19 protein-coding genes and 1 pseudogene are annotated in these 15486 nt (G+C 36.1%); 17 read left to right on the forward strand and 3 right to left on the reverse strand.

What is annotated here, in order from left to right; translation table 11 throughout:
- Positions 1 to 253 precede the first annotated feature (253 nt).
- Complete coding sequence (locus tag ACM26V_RS18975) at positions 254 to 790, reverse strand: dihydrofolate reductase family protein (RefSeq protein WP_416151918.1); 537 nt, start codon at positions 788 to 790, stop codon at positions 254 to 256.
- A 178-nt stretch (positions 791 to 968) separates the two neighbouring features.
- Between ACM26V_RS18975 and ACM26V_RS18980 the strand changes: the two genes are divergently transcribed.
- From ACM26V_RS18980 to ACM26V_RS19025, 10 genes are all read left to right on the forward strand, one after another.
- Entirely contained in the window at positions 969 to 1511 is a 543-nt protein-coding gene (locus ACM26V_RS18980; RefSeq protein ID WP_416148286.1) for a DUF1697 domain-containing protein, read from the forward strand.
- A gap of 122 nt (positions 1512 to 1633) precedes the next feature.
- The gene (locus ACM26V_RS18985) at positions 1634 to 2095 is read left to right on the forward strand and encodes a GNAT family N-acetyltransferase (RefSeq protein ID WP_416148287.1); all 462 of its coding nucleotides are present in this window, start codon (positions 1634 to 1636) and stop codon (positions 2093 to 2095) included.
- Positions 2096 to 2508: 413 nt separating this feature from the next.
- Positions 2509 to 2823, forward strand: a complete 315-nt coding sequence (locus ACM26V_RS18990) for a YfzA family protein (protein WP_416148288.1) — start codon at positions 2509 to 2511, stop codon at positions 2821 to 2823.
- 9 nt (positions 2824 to 2832) lie between these two features.
- Positions 2833 to 3204, forward strand: a complete 372-nt coding sequence (locus ACM26V_RS18995) for a GntR family transcriptional regulator (protein WP_416148289.1) — start codon at positions 2833 to 2835, stop codon at positions 3202 to 3204.
- A gap of 5 nt (positions 3205 to 3209) precedes the next feature.
- The gene (locus ACM26V_RS19000; RefSeq protein WP_416148290.1) at positions 3210 to 4091 is read left to right on the forward strand and encodes an ABC transporter ATP-binding protein; all 882 of its coding nucleotides are present in this window, start codon (positions 3210 to 3212) and stop codon (positions 4089 to 4091) included.
- Positions 4069 to 4674 (forward strand): ABC-2 transporter permease, encoded by a 606-nt coding sequence (locus ACM26V_RS19005; protein ID WP_416148291.1) that lies wholly within the window; start codon positions 4069 to 4071, stop codon positions 4672 to 4674. The genes ACM26V_RS19000 and ACM26V_RS19005 overlap by 23 nt, the downstream gene beginning before the upstream one ends.
- A gap of 346 nt (positions 4675 to 5020) precedes the next feature.
- Positions 5021 to 5344: a nucleotidyltransferase family protein gene (locus ACM26V_RS19010; RefSeq protein ID WP_416148292.1), complete on the forward strand. Its 324-nt coding sequence runs from the start codon at positions 5021 to 5023 to the stop codon at positions 5342 to 5344.
- On the forward strand, positions 5320 to 5718 hold the full coding sequence (locus ACM26V_RS19015) for an HI0074 family nucleotidyltransferase substrate-binding subunit (RefSeq protein WP_416148293.1): 399 nt from the start codon (positions 5320 to 5322) through the stop codon (positions 5716 to 5718). Before ACM26V_RS19010 ends, ACM26V_RS19015 begins: the two co-directional genes overlap by 25 nt.
- Before the next feature lie 344 nt (positions 5719 to 6062).
- The gene (locus ACM26V_RS19020; protein ID WP_416148294.1) at positions 6063 to 6566 is read left to right on the forward strand and encodes a GNAT family N-acetyltransferase; all 504 of its coding nucleotides are present in this window, start codon (positions 6063 to 6065) and stop codon (positions 6564 to 6566) included.
- Between the two features lie 123 nt (positions 6567 to 6689).
- Complete coding sequence (locus tag ACM26V_RS19025) at positions 6690 to 7475, forward strand: alpha/beta hydrolase family protein (RefSeq protein WP_416148295.1); 786 nt, start codon at positions 6690 to 6692, stop codon at positions 7473 to 7475.
- A 132-nt stretch (positions 7476 to 7607) separates the two neighbouring features.
- Here the strand turns inward: ACM26V_RS19025 and ACM26V_RS19030 are convergent, their stop codons facing one another.
- A complete protein-coding gene (locus ACM26V_RS19030; protein ID WP_416148296.1) occupies positions 7608 to 8090 on the reverse strand; it encodes a DinB family protein in 483 nt (160 codons plus the stop codon).
- A gap of 184 nt (positions 8091 to 8274) precedes the next feature.
- On the opposite strand from ACM26V_RS19030, the gene ACM26V_RS19035 reads away from it, so the two are divergent.
- Positions 8275 to 9363: a hypothetical protein gene (locus ACM26V_RS19035; protein WP_416148297.1), complete on the forward strand. Its 1089-nt coding sequence runs from the start codon at positions 8275 to 8277 to the stop codon at positions 9361 to 9363.
- A 267-nt stretch (positions 9364 to 9630) separates the two neighbouring features.
- Here the strand turns inward: ACM26V_RS19035 and ACM26V_RS19040 are convergent, their stop codons facing one another.
- The gene (locus ACM26V_RS19040) at positions 9631 to 9888 is read right to left on the reverse strand and encodes a stage VI sporulation protein F (protein WP_416148298.1); all 258 of its coding nucleotides are present in this window, start codon (positions 9886 to 9888) and stop codon (positions 9631 to 9633) included.
- Positions 9889 to 10170: 282 nt separating this feature from the next.
- On the opposite strand from ACM26V_RS19040, the gene ACM26V_RS19045 reads away from it, so the two are divergent.
- The 6 genes and pseudogenes from ACM26V_RS19045 (at position 10171) to ACM26V_RS19070 (ending at position 15398) form a co-directional block, all read left to right on the forward strand.
- On the forward strand, positions 10171 to 11109 hold the full coding sequence (locus tag ACM26V_RS19045; protein WP_416148299.1) for a LytTR family transcriptional regulator DNA-binding domain-containing protein: 939 nt from the start codon (positions 10171 to 10173) through the stop codon (positions 11107 to 11109).
- A 103-nt stretch (positions 11110 to 11212) separates the two neighbouring features.
- Positions 11213 to 12061 carry an ABC transporter ATP-binding protein gene (locus ACM26V_RS19050; protein ID WP_416148300.1) on the forward strand — a complete coding sequence of 283 codons (849 nt, stop codon included), beginning with the start codon at positions 11213 to 11215 and terminating at the stop codon, positions 12059 to 12061.
- Positions 12062 to 12763, forward strand: a complete 702-nt coding sequence (locus tag ACM26V_RS19055) for an ABC transporter permease (protein ID WP_416148301.1) — start codon at positions 12062 to 12064, stop codon at positions 12761 to 12763.
- Positions 12764 to 13007: 244 nt separating this feature from the next.
- Entirely contained in the window at positions 13008 to 13457 is a 450-nt protein-coding gene (sufU, locus tag ACM26V_RS19060) for a Fe-S cluster assembly sulfur transfer protein SufU (protein ID WP_416148302.1), read from the forward strand.
- 3 nt (positions 13458 to 13460) lie between these two features.
- Positions 13461 to 13802: pseudogene (locus ACM26V_RS19065) on the forward strand (MogA/MoaB family molybdenum cofactor biosynthesis protein); the annotation flags it as partial.
- A gap of 165 nt (positions 13803 to 13967) precedes the next feature.
- Entirely contained in the window at positions 13968 to 15398 is a 1431-nt protein-coding gene (locus tag ACM26V_RS19070; protein ID WP_416151919.1) for an RNA-guided endonuclease TnpB family protein, read from the forward strand.
- Positions 15399 to 15486: the final 88 nt, after the last annotated feature.

The following is a 15486-nucleotide window of genomic DNA, read 5'->3' on the forward strand; positions in this document are numbered from 1 at the left end:
TGTTTGATTATTCTGAATAATATAGTGAGAGAGCAAAAATACGCAAAAGCATCGGTCGCTTCTAATTGATCCTACATGGAGTAGTGAGAATACGTGAAAACTGAAGAAACTAATTCTTTTAATAAGGAGGCACTTGGAAGATTATATTAATTTAAGGGGACGAAAACGATTTTGTATTTCTAATTTTTAGTGGAGTATTTCCTAAAGAAGAAAAGGGCCTACCAACTAAACTGGGCTCTCTTCTAATTTAAAATCACGTATATGATAGAACGACAACGCCTGAATTGAACGTGTCGGTTTTCACAAGCTTTAAAGCTTTACGAGGACATCCTTCTTTAAAAATACGCTTTCCATTTCCGAAAGTAGTGGGAAAGATCATTAGTTTGTACTCATCAATAAGGTTTTGTTCTGTAAGAGCATAAACGAGCTCTGCACTTCCGAAAATTAAAATATCTTTACCTGGCTGTTGTTTTAACTTGGTTATTTCATCAAAGATGTTATCTTTAATTAGTGTTGTGTTATTCCATTTTGTTTCCTTCAAAGTTGATGTAACAACGTATTTAGGATAGTTATTCATCATGTCTGCGTAGCCTGATTCATCAGTGATTGATGGCCAGGCCTCAGCGAAACCTTCATAAGTGTTTCTTCCTAATAACAGTGCGTCGCTTTCAGCGAGTTCCTTGAACTTAAATCTTTCTTGTTCTTCGCCTGAGAAATCGAATGACCATTTGTCTGGTGATTCCATAATACCATCCAATGTAAGAAATTCTGATACAATAATTTTTCTCATCATAAACCTCCTGTTAAATTGTTGAATTAACTATGATTATAACAAATGTGGTTAACAATATTTCTCTTGGATTGCGGAATATGTGAATATTAAAAGAGTGGCTTGAAATGTTTTGGGCCATTGCTGCTGAAAACAATTGATTAAGATATATAGATATAAAGTCGAAAGGAGAATTGTTATGGTTTATATCGCTCTTTTTCGGGGGATTAATGTGGGTGGAAAAAATAGAGTTGACATGAAACTGCTTAAACAAACGTTTGAAAAAGTTGAGATGAGTGATGTGCTGAGTTATATCAATACCGGCAATATTATTTTTTCGAGCACAAGTTCGTCAAAAGAAGAACTTTCACGTATTTTGGAAGAGGCGGTATATCATGATTTCGGATTACAAATTAAAATAATCGTTCTCAGTGCCGATGATGTCAGACGTATTATAAATGCTATTCCTGAAACATGGAAAAATGACAAAGACATGAAGAGTGATGTTATGTTTTTATGGGATGAGATTGATAATGAGTCGGTTCTCGAAACTGTAACCGTCAAACCGAAAATCGATACAGTAAAATATGTTCAAGGAGCGGTTCTATGGTCGGTCGACAAGAAAGATGTTACTAAAAGCGGGATGTCAAAAATTGTTGGATCAAAGTTTTACAAACAAGTGACGATAAGAAACGTCAACACCACTCGTAAAATATATGAGCTTATGAAGGCTCAGCGATGAAATTGTTTTTCTTGGCTAATCCATAGAGATATTGAAAACAGAAAAGGACAAACACCCGCCTGAAAGTTTTAAAGAATCAATATTTATGAGATTTCTAATTAACACTTCAAGGGAGGACTTCAATGGAAAGCGAATTAACCTTTAGAAAAGCTGAGAAGAAAGATGTAGATCGGATTGTTGCCATGCTGGCTGATGATGGGTTAGGAAGCAAGCGTGAGCGTTATGAAAATCCTCTTCCAATCAGTTATATGATAGCATTTGAGGCGATCACATCTGACCCTAACAATGAATTAATCGTCGCTTGTATCAATAGTGAAGTGGTGGGTGTCGAGCAAATCACTTTCACTCCTTACATAACATATCAAGGCGGGTGGAGAGCGACGATTGAAGGGGTGAGAACCGCAGCTTCTGTAAGAGGGAAAGGTGTAGGAACTGAACTTATAAAATGGGGTATTCACCGTGCCGAAGAACGTAGCTGCCATTTAGTCCAGCTCACCACGGATAAAGAAAGACCAGATGCCCTGAGTTTTTATGAAAAGTTAGGGTTTAAAGCTAGCCATGAAGGCTTAAAGCTTAAATTATGATACTTTAAATGAAGAATTTTGTAGGAGTAGTAATCCATCTAGGGAACCAATGATGTTTGGATTTTATCATAAATAGTATAATATAACTACCAATTTATTAAGCAATGTTTAACCAAAAATCACCTCTTAGGATAACTTATCCCGAGAGGTGGTTTTTTGAATTTCTGTAAAAACAGTTAATTTGCGAAACTACCTCAAGAAATTTCTTTTAGATTCAAAAAATTGTTGCACGATATTTAATGTATGTATATAATGTACATATAGTACATATACATTATATAAATATTTATGTACTTGTATGATAGATCTCTTTAATCACAACTCATGTGAATGGGGAATAACCAGCTATACTTAGACTCTATTTGGGTGGTCGGATTTTTTACATAAAATAAGAGTAGAATGGAGAATTTCATATGTCAGGCACAGAAGAAAAAAGAACTAATGTGTATCAGGGGAAACGCTGGTTAATCACCATTGGTATATTTATCATTTTGCAATTCATCTTTATCGCGATTGATGGCACTATGCTGGAGCCGAACATAACCGATAGTGGTAATTTACTTCCAAGGATAGGTAGATGGATTCTGGACTCGAAGCTGTTTACTGAATGGATTACCCCATATTCCTATCCGTTTTTTAATATGTTCATGGCAATTCACATTATTGCTATACTGATTCAAGCAGTACATGACATTATTTCAAGTATTTTTACAAAAAAACAAAGATGAGGGATTAACATGCAAATAATTATTTCCAACAGTTCAAAGGAGCCGATTTATGAACAAATTACGAATCAAATTAAATCATTGATTTTAAATAGTGAACTACGGGAGGGTGAGCCAATACCTTCTATGCGCAAACTTGCAAAGGATCTACAAATTAGTGTTATTACGACAAAACGGGCGTATGAAGAACTGGAGAAGGCGGGTTTTATCTATTCCATTGTCGGAAAAGGGTCTTTTGTCGCAGAGCAAAATTTGGAGGTTATAAAAGAGAAGAAGTTGAATGTCATTGAGGAGCAGTTGGATGCGGTCATAACGAATAGCAAAGAAATAGGCCTACCGCTTGATGAGCTACAGCAATTATTGAAGATTTTATATGAGGAGTGAAAGTAATGGAAAATGTGGTGGAATTAAAAAATGTAACGAAAAAATTCAAAGATTTTTCTGTTAAAAATATTGATTTACAAGTAAAGCAAGGTTTTGTAACAGGATTCATTGGAGGCAATGGAGCTGGTAAATCAACATCGATAAAAATGATGATGAATCTATTAAGACCGGATGAGGGAGAAATTAAGGTATTTGGGTTAGACTACATGACACATGAGAAAGAGATCAAGGAGCGTATTGGGTTTGTATATGATGGCAATGTATTCTTTGAAGGTTTGAACTTAAAAGATATAAGGCGTATCGTTTCACCAGCTTATAAACAATGGGATGACACTTTATTTTATCAGTATATTGAAAAATTCGAGCTGCCAGTTAATAAATCGATAAAGACGTTCTCGAAAGGAATGCAAATGAAGGCATCATTGGCGATAGCACTATCACACCATGCAGAGCTGATCATTATGGACGAACCAACTGCAGGTTTAGACCCTATTTTTCGAAGAGAGCTATTGGATTTATTACAGGAATTAATGATTGATGGTAATCGGTCGATTTTCTTCTCCACGCATATTACAACTGATTTAGACCGTATCGCAGATTTTATCGCTTTAATACAGGGTGGCGAATTAATATTTAGTAAATCAATTCACGAGGTATCTGATAATTATGCGCTAGTTAAGGGAGGAACGGATCTTCTCGATAGAGACACGGAAAAAGCGTTCGTTCATATTCATCGTGCATCAACAGGGTTTGAAGCATTAACGGATAATATTCAAGCAGTGAAAAATACTTTTGGAGACACAGTTCTGATGGAACGCGCATCTCTCGAAGATATTATGTATTACTTAAAAGGGGGAATACACCATGATAAATTTAATCAGACGTGATGTCATACTACAGAAAAGGTATCTATTAACCTTTATTCCTTTTATTCTATTGTTTGTCATTATGGACTCCCATCCAGCATTGACTTTTCTCGTTGCAAGTATTTTTATTCCGTTTAATGCATTTGCTTACGATGAAAAAGCAGAGACGAATATTTTGTTAAACTCCTTACCTTATACACGTAAGGAAATAATCGCAGCACGCTATATTGGTGCAATTGTGTATATGGTTATAGCTATTGGCTTGACAAGTTTAGCATTATTTGCCTTTAATGAACCAGTTACGTTGACTGATATTGCGATTGGTAATAGCTTATTCTTAGTATTTGCTGCGTTTACCTTTCCGCTTTTTTATATATTTAAATCAGGCCATATTTTCTCAATTGTTATCATAAGCTTTCTTCTATTAGCAGGGATAGGACCACCTATTGTGAGGTTTTTGGTAGAGAATTTAACAGCAATTACTGATTTTATTGCTAAGTTCTCCGTACCAGCTTTATATACGGGAGCGGGAGTTATTGTCATGACACTGTATGCAATTTCTTGGGGAGTTACTACTTTCATTTACCAGCGAAAGGCGTTCTAAGGGGTTCTTTATTTTAAGGGGAAATTTAAAATAAACCTCGGTTAGACATCAAGCAACGATATTTTTTGATTTAATATGGTTGGATATCTCCTGTAAAACTCAGTGAAAAAACGAGATATATTGATGTTCTGCTTATTTGGATATAATAAATAAAAAAAGATAAAAAATTCTCTAATAGAATATTAGTCCTTGTTTTTTTCTAATACTGAGAGACAACTTTTTCACTATTTTTTTCAGACTATACTTTCTCTCAAATGACATGAAAAGAGTGCTGGCATTTCAATTTTTAAGTGGCGGAAGTAATCATATGATACAATGAACAAAAACAAAAGAGGAGAAATATTCCATGCAAGCTCACTCACCCCTTCGAGACAATATCCTTTCTCAACTTAGGGAGATAGTCGTTACTCAATTGTCTTCAGAAAAGGTTCGTGTCTATTTATTTGGTTCATGGGCCCGACAAGAAGAAAAGCAAAGTTCAGATATTGATATAGCTATTGAGATAGAAAGGCCGATCGATTCAACGAAATGGAATGATTTTATAGAAAAAATAGAAGAGTCAACAATTCCTTATAGGGTGGATGTTGTGGATTTGCGACACGCAAGTCCACAACTTGTTGAAAAAGTAAAAGAGGAGGGCATATTATGGAAAGACTGCGTCAACGATTGAAGTCTGCAGAAAAGGCTTTAACTTCATTTCGGCAGCTAGCAATGCTCAAAAACCCATCTGAAGTTGAACGAGATGCCTCTATACAACGTTTTGAATTTTCTTATGAAGCTTGCTGGAAAGCTGCTAAGCAGTATTTATTTGATATGGAAGGCTTGTATATTGGATCTCCAAAGGGTGTAATACGTAGCAGCCGAGAAGTCAATCTACTTAACGAGAAAGAAGCTATTACGGCATTGAATATGGTGAATGATCGTAATCTTACTGTCCATACGTACAACGAAGAAGTAGCTGAAAAAATTCAAGCTAACATAGAGGAATATTACCATTTGTTAGAGCTTTGGGTGGACCGAATGAACCAAGGAATTTTATCGTAAAATAGTAGAATATCCACCTACCTATTTTTAAAGCAATGTTTAATCAAAAATATTATGAATCATCACCTCTTAGGAGAACATATCCCTAAAGGTGATTTTTTATATTTCTGTAAAATGACACTCTATACAATTTCTTGGGGAGTTAAGACATTCATTTACCAGCGAAAGGCGTTTTAAGCGGTTCTTTACAATAAAGTTGATAAAATAGCTTGTTATAATGAAAAGGTTACTACGCTGATTTTCTTTAACATTTAGTGTAAAATTAAGATAATAAATGTATAGTAGGATGCACCAAAATGAAATAGATATTTTTTCTAAAAGGGTGTTACGTAGGAGGAAAAAGCATGATCAGACTAGCTGCGCATACGGATTTGCCAGAAATTAAAAACTTGCTAGAAAAAGCGGTTAAAGTAATGAATGAAGCTGGAAATTACCAATGGGACGAAAACTATCCTTTGTTATCTGATTTTGAAAAAGACATAGAGGAAGAGGAATTGTACTCATTCATCATAAATGAAGAAGTAGCGGGGGTTGCCTGTTTAAGTGAAAAGGAACATGAAGAGTATCCGGAAATCGCCTGGACATATGAGGACAGAGCGATAACGGTAAAACGTACTGCTGTAAATCCAGCCTATCAGGGACAAGGAATTGCCAGTAAGTTATATAAGCATGCAGAAAAAGTGGCGACTGAAAAAGGATTGAAGTACATCAAAACAGACACATTTGAAAAAAACAAACGGGCACAGCGTGTCTTCATACTAAATGATTTTCAATATGTGGCAGAAAGATTGATTTTCGAGAAACAAGATAAAATCGTTTATTTTGAGAAAAGATTAGGATTATGCTAAAGCTTGTGCTTATTATGAAAGATAATCTCTGGAAACAGTGCGGCCAATAAAAAGTAGATTAATAAGACAATATAGTAAATGTAATCTTCAGCATATGGAATTCTAACGAAAGAGGTTTTTACATTGACAACTATTTTATCGTCTAAAATATCATATGGTGACCATCCGTCACAGTTCGGTGTTTTACGAACGCCTAAGTTGTCAGGATGTTATCCTGTAATTATTACAATTCACGGAGGTTTTTGGCAATCGAAATATGACCTTGAGGAAAATAATCCTATTGCTGAAGATTTGGCTCGGCGCGGATATGCCACTTGGAACATTGAATATCGTCGCATTGGAGAGAATGGTGGAGGATGGCCAGGAACATTTAATGACGTGATAGATGCAGTAAACTACTTGACCGAGGTTGATCAAGATTTTCAGCTTGACCTCTCTAATGTGATCGTTCTTGGACATTCAGCAGGTGGACATTTGGCACTTTGGTTGGCATCGCGGTCTGGCAGGAATCAAACCGACGAGTTGGGTAACCCTCTGCTTGTACCGATAAAGAGTGTAATAAGCTTGGCAGGAGTTTCTGATTTAGGTGCGATGTGGAAAGATCATGATGAAAAAGGGATTAGTAGTCCTGTAGTATCTTTTATCGGGGGAACACCGGAAGAAGAACCTGACCGCTATAGCTTTGCATCACCAATTGAGTTATTGCCGATAAATGTTCAGCAAATATTAATACATGGTGAGTTGGATCGTCATGTTCCGGTTGATTTAAGTATTGAATATCAACGAAGAGCTAATGAACTAGGTGAAAACGTTGGTTTAGTCGTACTTCCAAACGTGGAACATTTCAAGATAATCGATCCGACATCAACGGCGTGGAAATCAGTGATCGATTCATTAAAAGATATCTGAATGTAAACAACGAGAGAAAGGGCGGACTGCAAGGTTCACCCTTTCTCTCAGCAATATAGAGTTGGAGAAAAATATATCCGTTTTGCGTAACTAGTATTGTCATACGCCTTGCTCCACTAAAGAGAGAACGGGTTACTCATTCGACAAGAATGTTTCTATTTGTCCTTGATGGAGCTTATCGTGTTTAAAAAACTTGTCGATAATTTTGTCCGTTGTAAATATTTCTTCGGAGCCTCTAATCTTAAACGCTATCTTATCGTCTAAAGAGGAGATTTGTTCTATCAACAATTTTCGCCCCGAAATAAAACCATCAATGATCCGAGAGGCATTTCGCCCTTCAAGGGAAGCGATCGCTGCTCGATTATATACGTCGTGATTCGGGAAGGGTGGCAAAACCGCACCTTCTGCTATATGAGGAATCATTGCTTCTATTAAATAGCGGTCCCAGTAGTATAAGTGTCCGATGATTTCACGCGTTGACCATTTCCCAGGTTTGATTGGGATAGTCAGCGTTTTTTCGTCGTACCTCTGAAGTTTTTCTACAAAGGATACCATGTTTTGCAATGAATCTGCTTGTGTTGTCATTTTATTGCGATCATTTTCATATATATACATAAATGCATGATTTCTCCTTCCGAGATGCTTTGTGTTCTTAATAAATCAGACTTTCCTCGAAATGTGACTCTATTTCCTTATTATACATTTCCTTCGTAAATAGATAAACATCCTTAAAAAAACAAAAATTTATCGGAGGGATAAGAAACGAAGCTTAGTAGCGCTTGCATTGAAAGGAGATCCTATGGAGGCAGATAAGAGATATAAGTTAACTGTTCTTTCAAAGGAATTAAATGACTTGCTTAACGCAATTCATGAATCTTCTAAAAAAATTGAAAAAGTAACTCCAAAGCTTGTTTTTCATAACACGGTTGTTTATTTGATGAGGAAAATCCTCACAGGCAGAGGCGTTCTAACAGTTTTAGGAGTCTCAACTGGCTCGCTAATTGCGCATACAGCAGATACTTTTGATCATCTTTCCAACCTTCCAATCAGTTCGCTTCTTGTTCTAATTGCAATCATTGTTTTACTAGCAGGTAGTCTTTTAAGAAATTTAGTTTTAACTGAAATGAGTACGGTTGGAAGTGATATGTTTCATCTAGGTGTGTATGAAAAGCGCAAAAAAAGCGAATATTCATCTCTTATTTCGATGGCGAAAGAAAAAGACTTTATTCGTACCTTAAAGGAACAATTAGATCGAGAACTTAAGGAAGACGTTGGAAAATTACAGGATGAACTGAAGAAAAAACAAGATGCGATCGAAGAAAAGAACCGAAAAATAGATGACCAAATTGAGGCTGCGAAAAAAAAAGACGACGCTTTGAACACATTGCTGAAAGAATTAGATCACTCGGAAGCAACAGCTATTCTGTTTAAGAAAAAGTCAGATTTTATGATTGATATCCTGTATCAGTTAAAGTCCAAGCTAAATTTGTTAGTTAATGGGCAGTTTAATTTAGATAATATTGATTTTGGTTCAAATTACACCTTATACAAAGTGGAAGAAGATGGTCTATCTTTTATCGGAGCTTACGGTTTAAATATAGCAGAAATCGATACTTTTATTCCTTTCGAAAGAAAATATAATAAATACATTCGCTCCATGGCGAAAATCCAGGCGGAGCCGTTCACTTTGTCTGATTTTATATCATGGAAGAGGACGTTGCAAGATGGTTCAGAATGGATTTTGTCTTTGCATTTAGATGACTCAAATCGAGACAAGTTTCGTTTGGAACTCGATACTGGGAAGTTAAATGTGACGATCACACAAGAAGTACTCTGGATCTGTTGTGAACTATTAAATAAATTTGCAGAAAAAAACGATGAGAAGTAGAAAGGGGGACTCCTGGGACAAATGAAAAAGCTGACAGTTTGACTGTCAGCTTTTAAAACTTGAGTTTCAAGGGATTCTCTTATTTATCACGTGCTTTCTTGGCTTCTTCCCTCGCCTTATCATTTCTCTCTTTCATTTCCTGCGTGATTTTATCGGCTAACTTTGACGATTCTGATTTGCTCATTGTCATTTCCTCCTGAAGATCACTTTATCATCACATCTTTTCCATGTGTCTATCATCTTATTCAACGAGAATGATCACGTATTTTAATTTTTCTCCAACATTTTTCCGATCGTATTAAAATTTATCGATTTCGCATCGTTTAATATAGTGTGGACAATTTGATCTTCTTTCTCTTTAGGGACAGGCTTATTTGTTAAGTTTCCAACGCGCCTAACCAAGTCTCTAACATTTTCTTCATCTCTCAAATTTACGTCTTTAACTGAATTAGCTAATTTTAATATATCCCAGAATTTTACTCCAGTTTTCTTCTCGACGCCCTTAAAAACAGAACCTTGTTTCATCTTTTAATCACCTCTCGTTCTTAAATTTCTATTTCCAACAATGTCTACATATCAAAAACTACACTTTTTCACCTAATCATTTTATTCAACTTTTGTAAAAGTGATTGGATGATAATAGGCAGAGTTTTAGTCCGATTTTTAAAAAAAATAGGAAAATATTCGCAACATTTTTACATTCATGGGGCACCAACCTTTATAATGAAATGGAAATACTGCTGATGAGAATAATAAATAGAAAAACGAGACAAAAAATAAATATTTCTACATATAGGAGAGGTATGAGTGGAGAAAATAGTGATTAACGAGAAGATGGTTTCAGTAAACAATAACCAATCTTTTTGTTTAGAGGTCAAGAAGTCTGCTCTTCTATCGTTGCAAACGAGTGGGAGTAATCAGGAGGCAATATTAGAAGCATTTTCTGCCAACAGAAATATTCAAATTGCTGACTTTGAGGATGGATTCTACGATCGTTTAACAATCAAAGAGAATGTTCATTTTTATAAAAAATGGTTTCAGTCAGTAAAGACAACAAGAGAATTATTGGATTCTTTTCAATTGGAGGCTTGCAAAGATAAAAAAGTGGGGCAATGTTCCAAGCATGAGCAGAGACGGCTTCATTACTTGAAGTACGGCGTGATGAACAAAAATGCTTATATTTTTAAAGAACCGATTCATGACATGGATCGGATAACAATAGATGTGTTTATGAAAATGGCTGAAAAATTAAAAAGCGAGGGCAAAGCTTTACTGATTCTAGTATCTAATATGGAAGATGCCATTCTGATTAGCGACAATTCGATGAAGTTAACTAAGAATGGTATTTCGCGAATTGAAACAGAAAATAACGCAATAGAAGCAACTGAGCCAGTTGAACCAAATGTAAAAAAGATCTTTAAACTGTCAGCAAAAGTAGAAGACAAGGTTGTACTGATAGATCCTCTAGAGATTAATTATTTGGAAAGCCACGAAGGAAAAGTGTATGCAACATTAAACAGTGAAACATTAGCATTGGACCTGTCTCTCGGAGAGCTTGAGAAAAAACTCGTTCCATATGGATTTTATCGTTGTCACAGATCTTATATCGTCAACTTGCAGAAGGTGAAAGAAATAATAACTTGGTCAAAAAATACATATTCATTAAAAATAGATAACCAAAAAGAGTCCACTATTCCTCTTTCGAGAAATAAAATTAGTGAGATACAGCGTATTTTCGACTTCTAAAATAGTACATTTCACAGCTGATTGGCAACAGTTTGTGCTGATATGACTGCATTTATTACAATTTTTCGTTATATTTATCCTGCAAAGACAAGGAGGGTATTCGATGGAAAAAATTGTACGAGTTCAACATTTTGAAAAGACCTTTGGCAAAGAAAAGGCGATTAAAGATGTTCATTTTGAGGTGGAAAAAGGAGAAATATTTGGCTTATTAGGGCCGAGTGGTTCTGGGAAAACAACGACAATTAAAGTGTTGACCGGAGAGCTGTCTGCCCCATCTGGAGAAATCAGTGTGTTAAATTATACTCCGAAACAGTTTCGAGATTCTAATTTCAAGAAACAACTTGGTATTTTGTCAGACAATAGTGCATTATATGAGAGGTTAACGGTTGAAGACAATTTAAAGCTGTTTTGTAAGTTGTACGAGGTTCCAATCAATCGAGTCGACGAAGTGCTAACAAATGTGAAATTACTGGACAGCAAGAAAAAGGTAGTTTCGAAGCTTTCTAAAGGAATGAAACAACGGATTTTGCTAGCAAAGGCGATTATGCATAAGCCCCGACTCATGTTTTTAGATGAACCGACTTCTGCCCTGGATCCACTAAGTGTTACCCAGATTCATGGTGTATTAAGGGATTTAAGAGATGAAGGAATAACGATTTTCTTAACAACACACAACATGGAAGAAGCAACGGTGCTTTGTGACCGTGTCGCTTTTTTGCACGAAGGTGTGATAAAAGAAATTGGTAAGCCGGATGAATTACGCTACAAATATTCTACAGGTGACTTTCATATAAAAACCATCGATGGTGAGCGAATGGTGATCGGAAATAAGCCTGAATCCGCTGATGAGATAAGTAGATTAATAAAGTCAAAACGTATTAAACGCATGGAGACACACTATCCGACTTTAGGAGATGTGTTTGTCGACATTACTGGAAAGGAGCTGATGTAAATGAATGTTAATCACGTTATGGCGATTTTTGAAAAGGACTTAAAAGAATTCATGCGAAATATGATGCTCCTTACGTTGCCGTTTATTCCTCCTTTTATTGCATTGATGTACAGTAGAATTGATATGGGAGGAGAAGGGCTGCCACTTTCAATGATTTATATTATTGTTGGGACGACCTTTGCCTCTGTTACTGCTGGTGGAATGATGACAAGTATGGCAGAGGAAAATGAGAAAAAAACGCTGCGTGGACTGGGACAATCTCCGGCCACATTTATCGATATTATAGCAGGTAAAAGCTTAGTTTTCCTCATTATGACCGTTACTTCCTTATTGGCTTCTTATTTAATCTTAAGCATCGAAGGTTTTTTTTCAGTTAAGGTAGTGATTGGGCTCATTTTGTCATGTTTTTTCTTTTTGATGTTAGGAATTTCAATAGGAATTCTTTCAAAAAGCATTGCGGCAACATCTGCATATATCATGCCTATTCTGTTCTTATTTGGCTTCACTCCAATGATTGAAATGGCCATTCAATCACCTGATCATCTTGCTCGGCAGATAGCCAGTTATTTTCCTATTTATCAGAATGTAGCTTTGCACGAGGAGGCTTTCCAGTTACAGCCGTTTATCGTATTGGTGGCGTGGCTTCTAATAGCAGGAATAGTGGCATATCTAGCTTTTAATAAAAAGCTCAAAGACGACTAATGATGAAGGAGAAATTTTATTAAGTCAAAAATCGATAATATATAAGAACTTCACCAGTTTTTCACGTGGTGAAGTTTTTTTAGTGTGCTAAGATCAATCAAGCTTGCGCTGGTTTTTCTTATGAGAAATATAAAGGTAATTTCGTTTGATAAATTTCATTAAATCATTTACACTGTCTTTAAATCGTAACAATTACGTTTTATGTGTTTAGAACCCCTAGAAAAATGCAGAGGAGGATATGAATATGCTTGATAATATATATCGTAAGGTTTTGATGGACCATGCAAAATATAAAAAAAATTATGGGAAGCTTGATGGAGATGATGTACGGAAAACCTATTATAAAAATCCGACATGTGGCGATGTAATGACGCTGTATTTGCAATTGGAACAGAATAAAATTAAAAATGTTTCATTTGAGGGAGAAGGTTGCAGCATTAGTATGGCATCTTCATCGATGATGACAGAACTCATTCAAGATAAGGATTTAACGTTTGTGTCAGAAACTAGAAACGAATTTGAACAGTTGATTCGAACTGGAGAGCAAACAAATGATGATATTGATTTAGGCGATGCTTTGTCATTACAAGGAGTACACAAGTTAAGAGCGCGGCATAATTGTGCATTAATGGCGTGGCAGGCATTAGATAAAATATTGGAAGATGAAACATCTTATCAAGGATTAAAGGAGTAGATCATGAGTGTACTTGAGCACAAAAAAGAAGCACCAAAACAAGTTAGGTGTCAAATTATCACTGTAAGCGATACTCGTACGAAAGTGACAGACAAGAGTGGGAAATTGATTCGCGAAATGTTATTAAAAGGCGGACACACGGTGGAAAACTACGAAGTCGTAAGAGACGAGAAAAAGGAGATTAATAGGGTAATTGAAACAGGAATTCAAGCTACTCATATTGATGTAATTTTAATTAATGGTGGGACTGGTATTGCACAACGTGATGTGACAATTGAAACGGTAAAAGCGTTGTTGGATAAAGAAATTGTTGGCTTTGGTGAGTTGTTTCGTATGCTGAGTTACGAAAAGACACAAGAAAGCCCCTCAATTCATTGATGGGGATGAATTGTGTCGGTCTTTTTTATTAGTCTAAATGAGTATTTTATTGCTCAAAATAATTCCCTTCACGAACGAATGTTTGGTATGATAGATTCAAACAAACGTTCGTGAAAGGGTGTGTTTGCTTTGGTGAAACCATCATATATTTTGAACCTCCCGTTAAAAACTGAAAAATGGCAAGAAGATATTCTCTATAAGCGTTTAGAAATCGCTCGAAAGATGTATAATGCTTGTTTAGGAGAACTTCTTAAACGGCATAAAAGAATGAAACAGGATAAAGAATATAGGTCCTGGATAAAACAGGGGAAGTCAAAAGAACGTTCTCAGGTCTTGAAGGGACTGAATAAAAAATACGGATTGAATGAGTATGCTGTTCATGCCTTCGTGAAACCAATGCAACACCATTTTAAGAAAAACATCGATTCGTTCACAGCTCAAAAGATTGCCACTCGCAGTTGGTTCACCTTTGAGAAGTTTCTATATGGGCCAGCTAAGAAGGTCATGTTCAAACGGGAAGATGGCTTGACTTCCGTGGAAGGGAAATCAAATAAGAGTGGCATCCGATTCATAGATAATATCTTTGTTTGGAATGGATTAAAGATACACATTATCACGAAAGCGAATGACGTATACGCCCATTTGGCATTAGAAGACAGAGTGAAGTATTGTCGTGTCGTTCGAAGAAAAGACCGTTATTTTGTTCAGTTAGTGCTGGAAGGTGTTCCTCCAAAAAAGGTGGATCGATCAGGAAAAGATAAACATCGTCGAAAAGAAGGAAAAGTTGGCATCGATATTGGAACGCAAACTATCGCAGTAGTAAGTGAAGAGGAAGCCAAACTTTTAGAGCTTGCTCCTAGTGCGAATAACATCGAACAAGAAAAGCGAATCCTCCTACGAAAACTTGATCGTCAACGTCGCGCCACGAATCCTCATAAATACAATAAGGATGGCACGGTTAAGCGATCGAAAGAAAAATGGCATCATAGTATTAATTATGTCAAAACCAAAAAAGAACTAGCTGATATGCAACGTAAAATAGGCGATATTCGGAAGCAAGACCATAATAAAATGGCAAACTGGATCCTTTCGTTAGGCGATGATATTAAGGTTGAAACCATGAATTATAAAGGACTTCAAGCTAGAACTAAAGAGACAAAAATTAATGAGAGAACAGGGCGAATGACGAAGAAGAAGCGCTTTGGCAAGTCCTTAGCGAATAAAGCACCTTCGATGTTATTGACCATTCTGGAGAACAAGTTAACTTACGACGAGAAAGCATTAAAGAAAATCGATACCTATAAAGTGAAAGCAAGTCAGTACAACCATTTTGAGGGGACTTTTACAAAAAAGACACTAAGTGAACGTTGGAATGACTTTGAAGGAGGAACGATTCAGCGTGACCTATATAGTGCTTTTCTTATCATGAATGTGAAGCATAATCTAAAAGAAATAGATCGAGATTCATGTATCAAAAAATGGGAAGGTTTTAAGGCTTCTCATGATCGTGAGATCGAGCGCTTGAGAACGAGTAGACGAACGATTGCAAGTATGGGTGTTTAATAGAGACAACGGTTTTGAAATGAGCCGACAGAACGCCAACGTAGTCCATGAGGACAAGCGTCGTTCATGAAAGTCTAAGGGAACAAGG

The sequence above is a fragment of the Salipaludibacillus sp. HK11 genome (genome assembly GCF_047795645.1).
Lineage (GTDB): Bacteria > Bacillota > Bacilli > Bacillales > Salisediminibacteriaceae > Salipaludibacillus.

Excerpts from the sequence above, each read along its gene's own strand:
- ACM26V_RS19050 (WP_416148300.1), top strand. The coding sequence starts at position 11,213 with ATGGAAAAAATTGTACGAGTTCAACATTTTGAAAAGACCTTTGGCAAA.
- ACM26V_RS19040 (WP_416148298.1), bottom strand. The coding sequence starts at position 9,888 with ATGAAACAAGGTTCTGTTTTTAAGGGCGTCGAGAAGAAAACTGGAGTA.
- ACM26V_RS18990 (WP_416148288.1), top strand. The coding sequence starts at position 2,509 with ATGTCAGGCACAGAAGAAAAAAGAACTAATGTGTATCAGGGGAAACGC.
- sufU (WP_416148302.1), top strand. The coding sequence starts at position 13,008 with ATGCTTGATAATATATATCGTAAGGTTTTGATGGACCATGCAAAATAT.
- ACM26V_RS19030 (WP_416148296.1), bottom strand. The coding sequence starts at position 8,090 with ATGTATATATATGAAAATGATCGCAATAAAATGACAACACAAGCAGAT.
- ACM26V_RS19010 (WP_416148292.1), top strand. The coding sequence starts at position 5,021 with ATGCAAGCTCACTCACCCCTTCGAGACAATATCCTTTCTCAACTTAGG.
- ACM26V_RS18980 (WP_416148286.1), top strand. The coding sequence starts at position 969 with ATGGTTTATATCGCTCTTTTTCGGGGGATTAATGTGGGTGGAAAAAAT.
- ACM26V_RS19015 (WP_416148293.1), top strand. The coding sequence starts at position 5,320 with ATGGAAAGACTGCGTCAACGATTGAAGTCTGCAGAAAAGGCTTTAACT.
- ACM26V_RS18975 (WP_416151918.1), bottom strand. The coding sequence starts at position 790 with ATGAGAAAAATTATTGTATCAGAATTTCTTACATTGGATGGTATTATG.
- ACM26V_RS19005 (WP_416148291.1), top strand. The coding sequence starts at position 4,069 with ATGATAAATTTAATCAGACGTGATGTCATACTACAGAAAAGGTATCTA.
- ACM26V_RS19000 (WP_416148290.1), top strand. The coding sequence starts at position 3,210 with ATGGAAAATGTGGTGGAATTAAAAAATGTAACGAAAAAATTCAAAGAT.
- ACM26V_RS19035 (WP_416148297.1), top strand. The coding sequence starts at position 8,275 with ATGGAGGCAGATAAGAGATATAAGTTAACTGTTCTTTCAAAGGAATTA.
- ACM26V_RS18985 (WP_416148287.1), top strand. The coding sequence starts at position 1,634 with ATGGAAAGCGAATTAACCTTTAGAAAAGCTGAGAAGAAAGATGTAGAT.
- ACM26V_RS18995 (WP_416148289.1), top strand. The coding sequence starts at position 2,833 with ATGCAAATAATTATTTCCAACAGTTCAAAGGAGCCGATTTATGAACAA.
- ACM26V_RS19020 (WP_416148294.1), top strand. The coding sequence starts at position 6,063 with ATGATCAGACTAGCTGCGCATACGGATTTGCCAGAAATTAAAAACTTG.
- ACM26V_RS19055 (WP_416148301.1), top strand. The coding sequence starts at position 12,062 with ATGAATGTTAATCACGTTATGGCGATTTTTGAAAAGGACTTAAAAGAA.